The following is a 14,548-nucleotide window of genomic DNA, read 5'->3' as shown; positions in this document are numbered from 1 at the left end:
TCTTTTAAACACTTCTAAACGAAAAGGTTCAATAACTTCAATCGTAATATCTGTATTTTCCTTTTTCCTGATATAACGCGAAGGATCAAGGGAATAAAGTTCCAGTTTTTCAAGTCCATAATTTTTTCATTTAAATAATCCAGTGTATCGACTCGAATGCCTTCATCTTGAGGCCAGTAAAATTTAATATGCTCCAAGCCATTCTGTATTGCAAAAAATTCTTGCATATCTTCGATCAGTAAAAACTCTTCTTTTGTAGGTGAGTATTTTAACTGAAAAAAATTGGAATCATATCTAAATAAAGCGTCGGGATCAAAGTAATGCTCAAAGAATTCATTTTCATCAACACAATGACTATGTGTAGCTATGGATTTAAACGAGACCATAAATTACTCCTTCTTTCTTTCTGTACATAATATAGAATATCAAATACACAAGCAAACTGTAAGTGGAAACTGGTGGTGAGCCGTTAGATTATATTTAAAAACATAGGTACTGAAATAAAAAAAACAATCCAGCCTGTCTGATTGATAATAAAAGTGTCAAGAGGTAATCAGTTTTGTCAACTTTTGTTCACTAATTTTTGATCAGTATATTTGGTCATAAAAAATAAAATAAAGTAAGAATGCTTGTATACCAACGTTTTTTTATTATAGTGGCTGTCAATCTTTCTTCAAATAATACAATTGTGTAACAAAATCCCGCAGTTTTTGTCATTGGATTTAAATCTAAAAATTTAAAGATTATGCTATGATGTCACTAGTGAAAGAAATACGCAAACATTCAACAATTAAAAAAATACTTAGAAAATCAATAGAATTAGGAGTTTCTCACATTGAATAAAAAACACATTATCTCAGCAATGGCTTCAATTATGCTCGCTGCCCCATTAGTACGTCCGATGGCAGTCGATGCTTCTGAAAAATTAAATCAGTTAGAACAGCAAGAACAGCAATTAAAAGAAGAGTCACAAAAAGTGAGCGGTGAAATAGCTAACCGTGAAGAGAAAATGCAGTCTTTGGAAAATGAAAAAGCACAGCTGGAAAAAGAAGTTTCAGAACTTCAAGCTGATATTGATACATTGGTTGTAGAAATAAATGAGCAGGAAAAAGAAATAGAACGGATAAAAAAAGAAATTAAGCGACTGGAAGAAGAAATCGTTCAGCTGCAGAAACAAATCGATGCACGAAATGAACAGCTTGAATCACAAGCGCGTTCTGTACAAACGAATGCTAGTCCTACAGATATTATTGATCTGATCATGTCTGCTGAAAGTCTTTCAGATTTAGTGGGGCGTATCAGCGTCGTAAGTAAACTAGTAAATGCCAACCAGGATATTATGGCAGCACAGATAGCTGATCAGAAAGCTTTAGAGGAAAATGAAAAACAAGTCAAAGCCGAACACAAAGAAATGGAAGATGTAAAGAAACAACTTGAAATCAGCCGTAATAATTTAGTTAACCAGCGTCTAGAACTGGATGATAAAATTATTCAGATTGCAGAAAAATATGAGATGACCTCAGAAGAAAGAGAATCATTTATCAATGAACAGGCAATCATTGCAGAACGTACAAGTACCTTGAATAAAGAAATGCAGGCAGAAAAGCAGCGTATTATTGAAGAAGAACGCGCCAGACAGGAAGCTATCCGTATTGCACAGGAAAAAGCTCAAAAAGAAGCTGCAGCTAAAGCTAAAGCAGAGGCTGAAGCAAGAGCTCAAGCCAAAGCTAAAGAAGAGAAGGACACACAAGTATCAACGTCTTCAAACAGTTCAAACAACAGCTCTTCATCAAACAGCTCCCAATCAAGCAGTGGATGGTTGCGTCCGGCAAATGGTCGTTATACTTCTCACTTTGGATACCGCGTCCACCCAGTAACAGGGAAACGTTCTTTCCATAATGGTACAGATATTGCAGGCGGTGGTCCGATTCGTGCAACTCGTGCCGGAGTAGTGAAATCTGCTTCTTATTCTGGAACATACGGTTACCGTGTTATCATTGATCACGGTGACGGATTTGAAACATTGTATGCACACATGTTGTCTAATTTAAGTGTCGCACCGGGACAGCGTGTATCACAGGGTCAACAGCTGGGTATCATGGGGACGACAGGTCGTTCGACAGGTGTTCATTTACACTTTATTGTTTATAAAAATGGCACCCCAGTTAACGCTATGAATTATATCCGATAAAAGTAAAAAAAGAGAGAGAGTGAAAAGCTTTCTCTCTTTTTTCTGTTTCTGTATACTGTTTAGAAGAAACTAAAAGTTAGGGGAAGTATGAAGATGGAAATTATCGAATCCACACAGAATAAACGGATCAAAAACTGGAAAAAATTATTGACTAGAAAAGGAAGAAAAAAACAAAGCAAATATATTGTTGAAGGGCCTCACTTAGTAGAAGAAGCCATGAAATCACAAGCAGTGATAGAAAGCTTGATCATCAGCAGTGAAAAGATAGAAGCATATGCCTCTTATCATGAAAAGGCTGAGTTTGATGTGGCCGTTGTCACAAGAGACATTATTAAGTTGTTAAGTGATTCCGTAACAGGACAGGGAATACTGGCAATTATTAAAATGCCTGAAAAAGTAAAGGAATTGAGTGGCTTGAGACCGGTGTTGATGCTTGATGAGATCCAAGATCCCGGTAACCTTGGAACCCTGATACGAACCGCTGATGCTGCAGGTTTTGAAGGAGTGATTTTAGGTGAGGGAACGGTCGATTTATATAATTCTAAAGCACTCCGTTCAGCTCAGGGCAGTCATTTTCATTTAAACATTATTCATGATGATCTCAAGAAATGGATAACGGCTTTTTCTGAAAAGAACATGCCTGTTTTTGGTACGGCTTTGGATGAAAGAGCCATATCTTTCCGGGAAGTCGAACCGATGAATCGCTTTGGATTGATCGTTGGCAATGAAGGAAACGGTGTAAATGCTTCTTTACTTGAAAAAACTACAGAAAATCTCTTTATCCCGATCAAAGGACAGGCTGAGTCGTTGAATGTCGCGATCGCTGCGGGTATTCTTATGTTTGCCCTTTACCGATAAAAGACGATGCATTGACAATTTGGACACACATGCCCACATAATCCGAATTAAATCGAAGAACTGCTTTTCTTTTAATCTTATAGATAGTAATATAGTAGTCAGTAGCGCAAACCGTTATATTGCGTTAAATCAATGATCTATAAAATGAAGGAGACGTTCCATGGAATTTGTTCGTTCAATCTGGGAAATTGACAAAGACTATATGGCGTTAGTCGAAGATTTACTTGAAAATGAAAACTTACTAAAATTAAATGATATCACTCACCACCACTACACAACGCGCTTGATCCATTCATTGTTTGTGTCTTACGTCAGTTACAAAATAGCTAAACGTTTGAAACTGAACGTAAGAGCAATAGCTCGTGCCGGATTATTGCATGATTTTTTCCATGAAAACAGGGAAGAAATTGCTTCAATGAATCAAGGATCACACAATCATGTTCATCCAAAAATTGCTGTAAAAAATGCAGAGCAGTTAACTGAATTAAGTGAACTTGAAAAAGATATTATACTAAAGCATATGTTTCTGACGACTACAAAGGTTGGTTTACCACGTTATAAAGAAAGCTTTGTTGTCACATGTGTGGATAAGTATTGTGCGATGAATGAAATTTCTACACCGCTGAGAATACGAGCTAAAAAGAAAGTCTCTGAGTGGGGTATGAAATTAAGAGTCGTCCATGCTTGATCGATTAAACAATTAACTGAAAAAAACTGTTTCTAACTATGTCGTTTACTTGTGACATAAATAGAAACAGTTTTTTAATTATTCTACTAAAGTAGTATGCACATAAAAAAGTGATTTAAAGTGTAAAAGAATTTAACTGTTTTTACAATGGAGAATTGATAAGTAACTGGTCATTTTGTAAATCAATGATTTTTAACCGGTTATCCTCTTTAATGAAAATAGACTTGTACACTTGTTCTTCCCCTTCACTGAACAAAATAACGCGTGTGTTACTGTTATCGGTAATTAAGTGAGCATCATAATCAGTAGGTTCAAAAACATCTTGTGTTTTGAATTCTTCGTATGTGTCAATATCATCTATCACTTCTGCCTGATTTTTTTCTTCTTCACTCACAGGGGCAAGTTCTTCTTCTGTCACGACTGTTTCATTAGGTTCTTCTTCCACTGCAGCTTCTTCTTCAATTGGATCAAGCGCTTCTGTTTCACCTGGGTCACTCTCATCAGTACACCCAGCCAGTGTTAAAGCCGTAAGAAATAAGACGATTATTTTTTTGTTTTTCATATTCATTCCTCCTCGTTGAATGACTAAAACGTCATCTTTACACTTAAGTATAATGAAACACTGGCCCCCTTACAAAAATTTGGCTCGTGATAGCGTAGTTAAGGCAGGCTTGGATACATCATATAGATTTGTGAGAGAATCGGTGAACGATGGCGTTCTTTGACATACTAACAGTAACAAATGACTTGAACCAGTCGAAGAAGCAGTAAAGATAGTCGAATAACCCAGCCTGCTAAAAATATGTCCTAAAGTCATCTCGTTTAAAATAGTCGACACAACTAAACATTAACTTGATTGAATATTTCAGATTCGTTATTATAGAAGTGCGAGCTAAATGAACTCCAGGAAGGTAGGGCATCGGTTGAAGACATCTGTGCTTGGAGTGTCTAAGTATTTCATAAAGTCAGTTGCCAGGTTTAAACTTGACTAAGTGAAGTATCTGAAACGATGTTTAACATACTAAAAGACTAAGGTGTTTGAAATATTAATATGTTCATATGCTTGATACGCTCATAAAAAGCGTGTTTTTTATTGTATTAGATTGAAATCATCGAATGTACTTTGCTTAAGGTATCAACAAGAGAATTGCTATAAACATCACTATGAAAAGTATTACCATCGATCGTCTATAGCCAGACAAGTTCTCGAATTTTCAATAAAGTGTCTCGTGTTCGGCTTTTTATGAGAAGGGGTTTATGAATATGAAATTACTGAAAAGTATTAAACAAAAAACGTATGAACAAATTTTTAAAGCTGTCAAAGAGAATGACAAGCAAAAGTTCAGGGATTTATTTTTAAGACTTCATGATCGAGATCAGCATGAAGTCTTTCATTTATTGTATCCGGATAAGAAAAGGAAAATATCTGAATTTTTAACAGCAGAAGAGTTTTCGGAAATATTTGAGTGGATGGACACAGAGGATCAAGAATCCGCAGTACAGTATCTACCCGATGCCTACATGGCAGAAGTATTTAATTTTATGGCTGCTGATGATGTTGCACGTTTTTTATCAGAAAGTGAAGAAACAGATAATCAAACGCTGCTAGCCATGATGGATGAAGAAGAAAGTCAGCGTGTTAAAGAACTTCTATCGTATGAACCTGAAACAGCTGGATCTATCATGACCAAGGAATTTATAGCCATTCACAATACAGAAACCATGTCAGAGGTAGTTCAGCGATTGAGACAGATTGGTCGCCGGGCAGAAACGATTTATTACCTGTACGTTATCGACAGGCAAGATAAACTCGTAGGTGTGTTATCTTTAAGAGATTTACTCTTGTCACCTGAAGACGAAATTGTCGGGAAAATCATGTCGAATCAGGCCGTCTCTGTTAGAATAAATGACGACCAGGAAGATGTGGCTCGTCTTATACAGGACTATGATTTGCTTGCTATTCCTGTGTTAAGTTCTGATGGAAAGATGCAGGGGATCGTTACGGTCGATGATGTCATGGATATCATCGAGGCAGAAACAACGGAAGACTTCAATGAATTTGCTGCTATAAGCCGAGGCGATGATGACCGGCGTAAACCATCAGCATTTTCAACCGCCAAATCCCGTATACCCTGGATAATCATTCTGTTGTTTTTAGGAACGATCACAGGCAGTTTGATAGGGGTATTTGAAGAAACACTTGAATCAGTTGTGTTGCTGGCCGCATTCATACCTATGATCATGGACACAGCAGGAAACGTAGGAACACAATCGCTGGCCGTTGCCGTCAGAAATTTAACTGTGGATGACGAGAAAGATCGAGACGGATTATTTCAAACCATTAAAACGGAACTTGGCGCTGGGATGCTCATGGGTGTCGCTGCAAGTTTGGTACTAGCGTTAATGATCACCTTGTTCTATAAAAATTTTGTACTGGCGATGATCATAAGTGCCTCAATGTTTATCACGATCAGCTTATCAACAGTCATCGGTGCTATCATCCCATCGATCATCACCAAGTTTAAAATAGACCCTGCCGTCGCATCGGGACCATTTATCACAACAATCAATGATTCATTAGGTCTGCTTATATATTTTTCGATCGCAACCTTGCTGCTTGAATTTTTATAAATATGAGTATGTATGCAATCGAATGTTTCAAAAATTTCAGAAGGGATATACCATTCAACGCTTATTAATGGTATACTAGATAATGTGAAAGTAGAGGTGACAGCATATGATCGAAACACCTGCAGTCAATACAAATCAGGAAAAAGTGATTTGTCCAAAATTTGAACAAACATTTTCTATTTTAGGAAAAAAATGGATGGGTCTGATCATTGATGTATTATTGGACGGACCTCGACGATTCAAAGACATCTCTCAAGCGATAACAGGAGTAAGCGATCGCGTTTTAGTTGAACGCTTGAAAGAACTCGAAAAAGAAAATATCGTTACAAGAGAACTGGATGATGACTGTGATATGAAATCAGGTTATTGTTTAACAGAAAAAGGTAAATCTCTAAAAAATGTAATGCTTGAAGTACAATTATGGGCTGACCAGTGGGTTTGCGAAATAGATTAAACATAGGATGAAAAAGAGTACGTCTATGAAACAAGACCAGAGAACGATGTCTCAGGCTGAAAACATCGATTGGATCATTTGCGGAAGTTCACTTTCATCAATTCTCTGCTTAGATGATATAAAGTGTCTATCATAACAAGCAGGGATATATGCAGATCAGCAGTTGATCTCGGTATGCGCCGTTATGCATGAGTGCAAAAGGAGACTTTTGAACAAGGGTGGTACCGCGTGTTGACCTCGTCCCTCTAGTGGGATGGGGTTTTTTTATATAAAAAAAGAGAATCGTTGACTTATAAAGTAAAGGAGCCTAAGGATGGAAATGGAAGAGAAGTTATCAGCGTTGCTGGAGAAGGCAAAAATAGAAGTGAATGAAGCACAGGATTTAAAAGAAATCGAAGCGCTGCGTATCAAGTATTTAGGAAAAAAAGGTGAAGTGACCAATGTTCTAAAAGGCATGAAAGATGTGTCACCGAAAGAGCGTCCAATCATAGGAAAAAAAGCAAATGAGGTACGCGACGCCATTACAGTTATTTTAGCAGATGAAAAAGGAAAACTTGAAAAGGAAAAATTAGAGCAGCAGCTGGCTGAAGAAACGATCGATGTGACGCTGCCGGGCAAAGCAGTGACGACTGGTCAGACCCATGTTTTAACTCAAATCATCGAAGAGATCGAGGATCTCTTTCTGGGCATGGGATATCAGGTGATCGAAGGGGCAGAAGTTGAGACGGACTACTATAATTTTGAGCGCGTCAACCTGCCTCAAAATCACCCCGCCCGTGACATGCAGGACACGTTTTATATTACGTCAGATATTCTGCTTCGAACACACACATCCCCTGTTCAGGCTCGAACCCTTGAACAGCATGATTTTGATAAAGGACCGCTTAAAATGATCAGTCCTGGTAAGGTGTATCGTCGTGATACTGACGATGCGACACATTCGCATCAGTTCCATCAAATCGAAGGTTTAGTTATCGATGAAAACATTACTATGGCGGATTTGAAAGGAACTTTGGAGCTTCTAGCTCAGAAGATGTTCGGAAAAGAAAGAGAAATACGCCTGCGTCCCAGTTACTTCCCGTTCACAGAACCGTCAGTTGAAGTGGATGTCTCCTGCTTTAAATGTGGAGGAAAAGGATGCAGTGTCTGTAAACAAACAGGCTGGATCGAAATTCTCGGTGCCGGTATGACTCATCCTGACGTTTTGGAAATGTCTGGGATCGATTCAAAAAAATATGGCGGCTTTGCCTTTGGAATGGGGCCTGACCGTATCGCGATGCTGAAATATGGGGTCAATGATATCCGGAACTTTTATCTGAATGACCAGCGGTTTTTAGAACAATTCAAGAGGAAGGGATAGAGATCATGAGAGTATCAGTAAAATGGTTAAGCGAATATTTAGATTTAAGTGAAATAAAGCCAGTCGATTTGGCTGACCAGATCACCTTGACAGGTATTGAAGTCGATGATGTGACTTTACCGGCTTTGACTTTGGAGAATCTCGTTGTCGGAAAAGTAATGGCAGCAGAAAAAATACCGGATTCTGACCATCTGAAAAAAACAGTCGTCAATATTGGGAAAGATGAATCGGTAAGTATCGTCTGCGGAGCACCTAATGTTAAAGCAGGCCAGAAAGTGATCGTAGCACTACCAGGGGTCAAGCTGCCTAATGGCTTGAAAATAAAGAAAAGTAAACTTCGTGGTGTGGAATCCAATGGGATGATCTGCAGTTTGCAGGAATTAGGTTTTTCTGATTCTGTTGTACCAAAAAAAGCAAAAGACGGGATTTATATCTTGCCGATAGACGCAAAGACAGGGCATAAAGCCTTGCCATATATTGGACTTGATGATGCCTATATCGAATTAGATATTACACCCAATCGGGCGGATGCTCTGAGTATGCGTGGAGTCGGACATGAGGTCGGGGCAATATTGAATCAGAAACCTGTATTTCCCGAAATCATGGTCTCTGATGACCGAACTGAAAATGTTGATGAGTATATTAGCGTTTCCGTAGAGGATGAACAGGACACACCTGTTTACAAAATGCGCATCATCAAAGACCTGCAGGTTGTTGAAAGCCCGATGTGGCTGCAGCGTAAACTGATGAATGTTGGGATACGCCCGATCGATGCTGTTGTAGATGTCACGAATTATATCATGCTTGAGTATGGCCAGCCTCTGCACGCTTTTGACTATGATGCATTAAATGATAAAGAAATAAAAGTCAGAAGAGCCAGAAAAGATGAAAGTTTAGTAACCTTGGATGGCTTGAAGAGAGAGTTGAATCCAGACAATCTCGTTATCACAAATGATGGGGAACCTGTAGCCTTGGCAGGAGTGATGGGAGGCTTGACTACCCATGTCACTGAAAAGACTCAGACGGTCGCTTTAGAATCTGCACTGTTTGAGTCAAGTGTCATCAGAAAAACAGCTCAGTCACTCAATTTGAGAAGTGAATCAAGTTCTCGTTTTGAGAAAGGATTAAATACGGCAGTGATAGAACAGGCTCTGGATCATGCGGCACAGTTGATAGCGGACCTTGGCAGCGGACAAGTTGTAAGTGGCGTTGCAAAAGTTGAAACGATCCAGCCGGAGGACAAAAAAGTAACGATAGCCCTGGATACGATCAATCATACATTAGGAACTAGCCTTGTTATGGATGAAGTCGTTCAATTAATGGAACGCTTAGGATTTGACACGGAGACATCAGCCCGTCCCCTGACTGTTACGATACCGCCCAGACGCTGGGATATAGAAATCGAAGCAGACATCATTGAAGAAGTGGCCCGTTTACATGGGTATTCCCGTATACCGGCAACGCTTCCCAAAAACGAGTCTATTCCAGGTGAATTGACGCCTAAACAACAGCTTGTAAGAGAAACACGCCGCTTTATGGAAGGTGCGGGTCTTTCCCAAGCGATAAGCTACGCCTTGACGACGAATGAAAAAGCCAAAGCTTTCTCGAAACACGATGCTGACCCTGTGAAACTAGACTGGCCAATGAGTGCGGAACATCAGGCGCTTCGTATGAGTCTGCTCAGTGGTCTGCTGGATAATGTGCAGTATAACGTTGCACGTCAAAATAAACGTGTCGCTTTCTATGAAATCGGCCGCGTGTTTCATGCCGTTTCAGACAATAAACTGCCGAACGAAATAACCCATCTGGCTGGTGCATTGACAGGGCCAAGAATTGAAGCAAACTGGCAGGAAGATGAACAGGACTTTGATTTTTATGCAGTCAAAGGCATATTGGAAGAATGGTTCATCATGCTTGGGATCACTGACGAAATCAGCTTCGTACCTACTCAGACTTTTGAAGAACTCCATCCGGGACGTACAGCAGAAATCAGATGGCAGAACAAGGGAGTCGGCGTCATTGGACAGTTGCATCCAGCTTTAGCGGAAGACCGTGATTTAAAAGAAACGTATTTATTTGAAATCGATATGGACATCCTGCTTGATGCGGAAAAAGACACATTGATCCATGCGCCGATCCAAAAATATCCGGGAACTAAAAGAGACGTTGCTTTTGTCGTGGATGAGACCGTCCTTCATGATGATGTTTTGTCTGTGATGAAGCAAAATGGCGGAAAATGGTTGAAAGCTGTCAAACTATTTGACTTGTATCAAGGAAATACTATTGAAGAAGGCAAAAAATCCATGGCATACAGTCTGACTTATCAGAATCTTGAAGCTACTCTAAAAGAAGAAGAAGTCACAGCGGACTTTGAAAAATTGAAAACAGCTTTAGTTGAAAATCTGCATGCAGAAATAAGATAAAAAGTAAAAACAAATTCAGGGCAGCCCTTATACTGCCCTGTTTTTTAATTGTATTTTTGATTTTTATTTCAGGACTACTTAAAAAGCTGTATAATAGATATAGTAATTAATGCACGACAAATGAATTCATGTTATCATAATAAAGAATTTGAAAAGCGAGGGGGCTGTGTCATGACTGAAGGGAAACGAAGATACAAAGCAACCATAGATGGCGAAACATACACAATCGTTGGTTCAAAACCTCAAAAGCATATGCAGGTTGTTTCAGAAACTGTAGATGACCAATTAAATCAGCTTAAAGAAATGACTAAAGGATTAGACAAAGAAAAGAGGGCCATCTTGCTTGCTATTAATGCTGTGTCAGATCAGTTGGCCATGCGCAAAGAATTAAATGAAATGAAAGAAAAATATAAACAGTTGGAACAAGAATAAAGCGACCGACTGTAAGAGACTAGGAGAAAAGTATGCTGTTAACAGGAATTATTATTTTAATCTTACTATTATCGCTCTATAGTGGTGCAAGGCGTGGACTTATTCTTCAGCTAGTACTGACTATTGGCTATGCAGTCTCATTCTGGATTGCTTTGAAATATTATCAAACACTGAGTAACTATGCAGAAATGTTTATTCCCTATCCGACCCCATCCTCCGCTTCAGACAACCCATTTGTAATATATCGGATGGATCTGCTGTTTGAGTTAGACAGCCCTTTTTACAACGGCATATCTTTCGTGGTTCTATTATTTGTCGGATGGCTGATCACACGAATCATCGGCGGGCTGTTTCAGGCTTTAGCTGATTTACCTGTTCTCAGAACGCTGAATGCCGCTGGAGGCGCAGTTTTGAGTTTTATTGTACACTATGTTGGTGTGTTTTTAGTCCTTTTTGTTTTTTCAATGATACCAATGTCCATCGTTCAGAATCAGTTTGAATCCAGTACATTAGCAAGAAGCATCGTCACAGACACCCCTCAGTTATCCAAACAGGTTTATAACTGGTGGATCGAGCAGGGTTTAAACGAGTAATCATTTTTAATGGAACAGAGTTGATTGAAGGAAACCCTTTAACAAGGCCTTTCAATCAACTTTTTTATCATGTTAGTATAAATGTAACTAAAGGATCACGTTAAAGGAGAGAAAGCATGACGGAAATATTTAAATCTTCATATCAAACACTGGAATACAAGAAAGTCATTGAAAAGTTAAGCGAACATGCTGTGTCGAAATTGGGAAAAGAGAAAATACGCATGATCAAACCGTCAAATGATAAAGACATTATTCTGGAAAGACTTGAAGAAACAGAAGATGCTGCTCTTTTGATCCGTTTAAATGGCGGCATCCCGCTGGCACAATTTGAAGACATTCGTCCTCATCTGAAAAGGGTAAGGATCCAGGGGTCACTAAACGGTAAAGAAATTTCGGAAATCGGTCGAATGCTTAAAACACTGAGAGAGATCAAAACCTTTTTCACTAATAGAGAAGAAGAAGGCCTCCCTTTAAACCAGTTATATAAAAAAGTAAACTTATTGCAGCCTTTTACTAAACTGGAAAGAAAAATATTCAGCATTGTCGAGGAAAGCGGCTATGTAATGGATGATGCCAGTGCGAAATTAAAAGGTCTGAGAGTTGGGATCAAACAGACAGAGAGTCAGGCACGGCAGAAACTTGAGAGTATTGTCAAAGGTTCTAAGGCACGTTTTTTAACCGACGCCTTGATTACGATGCGCAATGACCGATATGTTATTCCGGTAAAAGCTGAAAACCGGTCAACATTCGGCGGGGTCGTGCATGATCAGAGTTCTACGGGACAGACACTGTTTATAGAACCTCAAAGTGTTGTTGATCTGAATAACCGGCTGCGACAATACCAGGTGGAAGCTAAACATGAAGTGGATCGGATACTATCTGAACTGACAGTTGAAATAGAACCTTACCGAAAAGACTTAGAAGAGCATTTATTCTTGCTGACTGAATTAGATGTGATCCAGGCAAAAGGACACTTCGCAAAAACGATCAAAGCAGTCAAACCAAGAGTAAGCAGCGAAAATCACGTGGAACTCTATCAGGCCCGTCATCCCCTGCTTGAAGAGGGAGAAGTGGTTCCCAATGACATCATCATTGGTGAAGAATATAAAACCATGATCGTCACGGGTCCAAATACTGGCGGGAAAACTGTGGTACTGAAAACGTTGGGATTACTTCAATTGATGGGACAGTCAGGTTTGTTCATTCCTGCTGAAGAAGGCAGCACGATGGGTATCTTCAGCAGTATTTATGCCGACATCGGAGACGAACAGTCGATTGAACAAAGTCTGTCGACCTTCTCATCTCACTTGACAACGATCGTTGAGATCATGAAACAGATGGATGATAAAAGTCTGATCCTTTTAGACGAACTGGGTGCCGGGACAGATCCTCAAGAGGGTGCTGCGCTTGCCATTGCCTTATTAGATGCGATCGCGCAGTATGGCAGCTACGTTATGATCACGTCACATTATCCAGAATTGAAAGCTTACGGATACAACCGTCCCGAAACGATCAATGCCAGTATGGAGTTTGATGTCGATACACTTAGTCCAACCTATCGGCTCCTGATAGGCATTCCCGGAAGAAGTAATGCCTTTGAGATCGCGAGACGCTTAGGTCTTGATTCAATGATCATCGATGCAGCCAAACAACTGATGAGTGGGGAAAGTCAAAGTGTCGACCAGATGATCGAGGATCTGGAAAGTAAACGAAGAGAAGCAGAAATCCGGGCCGGTAAAGCTTCAGACGAGCTGAAAGAAGCTAGCCGCATCCATAAAGAACTAAAGACTGAATACGATGCGTATAAAGAAGAGAAAGAACGCTTGCTGAAAAAAGCTAAAAATGAAGCAAACACATATTTGAATAAGAAAAAAGAAGAAGCTGAAGCGATCATTGATGACTTGAGACAAAAACAACTGGATGGTCGTATGAAAGAACCGCTTAAAGAACACGAATTCATTGACGCACAGACACGCCTATCGAATTTAAAAGCTGAAGAAGAAAACTTGAAAAGAAATAAAGTCCTTAAGAAACAAAAACGAAAGAAAGCTCTGAAAGTTGGCAGTAGTGTAGAAGTACAATCCTTCGGTCAAAAAGGAACGATCATTGAAAGAGCAGATAATGCACATTGGGTCGTGCAGATGGGGATGCTGAAGATGAAGCTCCCTGAATCAGATCTTGTACAGTTGGCTGAAGAAAAAGAGCCTGAGCAGCGGGTATCAGTCAGACGCTCCTCGAGTGCCGGTGTTTCAACAGAAATAGATGTTAGAGGAGAGAGAGTCGAAGAAGCGGTAAATCAGGTGGATCAGTATCTGGATCAGGCACTGCTGGCCAATTATCCCAAAGTAACGATCATTCACGGAATGGGCACCGGTGCTGTCAGAAAAGGCGTTCATCAGTATCTGAAAAAACATTCTCAAGTAAAAACATTCAAAGATGCCCCCGCTAATCAGGGTGGAAGTGGTGCAACGATCGTATCATTTAAATAATCCAATCCTATGTGTAAAATAAATGTCGGAAGAGGAAAATATCGGTCTGGACAAAAAGAAAGAAGACCCTTAATCTAGAGATAACGACAACGCTAGAGAAAGAGGTCTTCTTATGAATAAAATTATATCAAAAATCATCAAAATATTAAAGGAACAAGACACGTTACTCGAAGCTGAATTAGCTTTAGAAATACTTTTTCGACAAATTGTTCAGGAACAACTTTGTGCAGCTTTTAAACAAATTGATTTAGAATTGATCCAAGAGTACAAAGAACAAGGGTATGAAATAGATAGTATCCAGAAGCGTACCATTCAATGGACGTTCGGGGTGATTGAATTCAATCGTCATCGTATGCGTAAAAAAGGAGAAAAAAGCATCATTCCTTTTGATCAAGCCATTGGCTTGAAGCCTAGAGTTCGCCAAACCCC

Annotated in this window: 12 protein-coding genes and 1 pseudogene; 11 read left to right on the top strand and 2 right to left on the bottom strand. The window is 39.5% G+C overall.

Features of this window, described 5'->3' with window-relative positions; translation table 11 throughout:
• Positions 1 to 14 precede the first annotated feature (14 nt).
• A complete protein-coding gene (locus AKA01nite_RS04925; protein WP_146924208.1) occupies positions 15 to 386 on the bottom strand; it encodes a DUF5613 domain-containing protein in 372 nt (123 codons plus the stop codon).
• Between the two features lie 449 nt (positions 387 to 835).
• On the opposite strand from AKA01nite_RS04925, the gene AKA01nite_RS04920 reads away from it, so the two are divergent.
• The 3 genes from AKA01nite_RS04920 (at position 836) to AKA01nite_RS04910 (ending at position 3,737) form a co-directional block, all read left to right on the top strand.
• Positions 836 to 2,191 (top strand): peptidoglycan DD-metalloendopeptidase family protein, encoded by a 1,356-nt coding sequence (locus tag AKA01nite_RS04920; protein WP_246116992.1) that lies wholly within the window; start codon positions 836 to 838, stop codon positions 2,189 to 2,191.
• A 93-nt stretch (positions 2,192 to 2,284) separates the two neighbouring features.
• Complete coding sequence (locus tag AKA01nite_RS04915) at positions 2,285 to 3,049, top strand: TrmH family RNA methyltransferase (RefSeq protein ID WP_146924207.1); 765 nt, start codon at positions 2,285 to 2,287, stop codon at positions 3,047 to 3,049.
• Between the two features lie 160 nt (positions 3,050 to 3,209).
• Positions 3,210 to 3,737 (top strand): HD domain-containing protein, encoded by a 528-nt coding sequence (locus tag AKA01nite_RS04910; protein WP_146924206.1) that lies wholly within the window; start codon positions 3,210 to 3,212, stop codon positions 3,735 to 3,737.
• A gap of 142 nt (positions 3,738 to 3,879) precedes the next feature.
• On the opposite strand, the gene AKA01nite_RS04905 is transcribed toward AKA01nite_RS04910, so the two are convergent.
• Positions 3,880 to 4,299: a hypothetical protein gene (locus AKA01nite_RS04905; RefSeq protein ID WP_146924205.1), complete on the bottom strand. Its 420-nt coding sequence runs from the start codon at positions 4,297 to 4,299 to the stop codon at positions 3,880 to 3,882.
• 701 nt (positions 4,300 to 5,000) lie between these two features.
• On the opposite strand from AKA01nite_RS04905, the gene mgtE reads away from it, so the two are divergent.
• From mgtE to AKA01nite_RS04865, 8 genes and pseudogenes are all read left to right on the top strand, one after another.
• Entirely contained in the window at positions 5,001 to 6,368 is a 1,368-nt protein-coding gene (gene mgtE / locus AKA01nite_RS04900) for a magnesium transporter (protein ID WP_146924204.1), read from the top strand.
• 106 nt (positions 6,369 to 6,474) lie between these two features.
• Positions 6,475 to 6,822, top strand: a complete 348-nt coding sequence (locus tag AKA01nite_RS04895; RefSeq protein ID WP_146924203.1) for a winged helix-turn-helix transcriptional regulator — start codon at positions 6,475 to 6,477, stop codon at positions 6,820 to 6,822.
• A 313-nt stretch (positions 6,823 to 7,135) separates the two neighbouring features.
• Positions 7,136 to 8,182 (top strand): phenylalanine--tRNA ligase subunit alpha, encoded by a 1,047-nt coding sequence (pheS, locus tag AKA01nite_RS04890; protein ID WP_186805101.1) that lies wholly within the window; start codon positions 7,136 to 7,138, stop codon positions 8,180 to 8,182.
• A 5-nt stretch (positions 8,183 to 8,187) separates the two neighbouring features.
• Positions 8,188 to 10,605: a phenylalanine--tRNA ligase subunit beta gene (pheT, locus tag AKA01nite_RS04885; RefSeq protein ID WP_146924202.1), complete on the top strand. Its 2,418-nt coding sequence runs from the start codon at positions 8,188 to 8,190 to the stop codon at positions 10,603 to 10,605.
• 171 nt (positions 10,606 to 10,776) lie between these two features.
• Positions 10,777 to 11,037: a cell division protein ZapA gene (zapA, locus tag AKA01nite_RS04880; protein ID WP_146924201.1), complete on the top strand. Its 261-nt coding sequence runs from the start codon at positions 10,777 to 10,779 to the stop codon at positions 11,035 to 11,037.
• A 32-nt stretch (positions 11,038 to 11,069) separates the two neighbouring features.
• Positions 11,070 to 11,630, top strand: a complete 561-nt coding sequence (locus tag AKA01nite_RS04875; protein WP_146924200.1) for a CvpA family protein — start codon at positions 11,070 to 11,072, stop codon at positions 11,628 to 11,630.
• A gap of 116 nt (positions 11,631 to 11,746) precedes the next feature.
• Complete coding sequence (locus tag AKA01nite_RS04870; RefSeq protein ID WP_146924199.1) at positions 11,747 to 14,119, top strand: endonuclease MutS2; 2,373 nt, start codon at positions 11,747 to 11,749, stop codon at positions 14,117 to 14,119.
• A 112-nt stretch (positions 14,120 to 14,231) separates the two neighbouring features.
• A pseudogene (locus AKA01nite_RS04865) lies at positions 14,232 to 14,548 on the top strand (ISLre2-like element ISAot1 family transposase); the annotation flags it as partial.

This window comes from Alkalibacterium kapii, assembly GCF_007988865.1.
In the GTDB taxonomy this organism is placed as follows: Bacteria; Bacillota; Bacilli; order Lactobacillales; family Carnobacteriaceae_A; genus Alkalibacterium; species Alkalibacterium kapii.
Note: the sequence above shows the minus strand (reverse complement) of the source record. Positions and strands in the feature narration are given on the sequence as shown.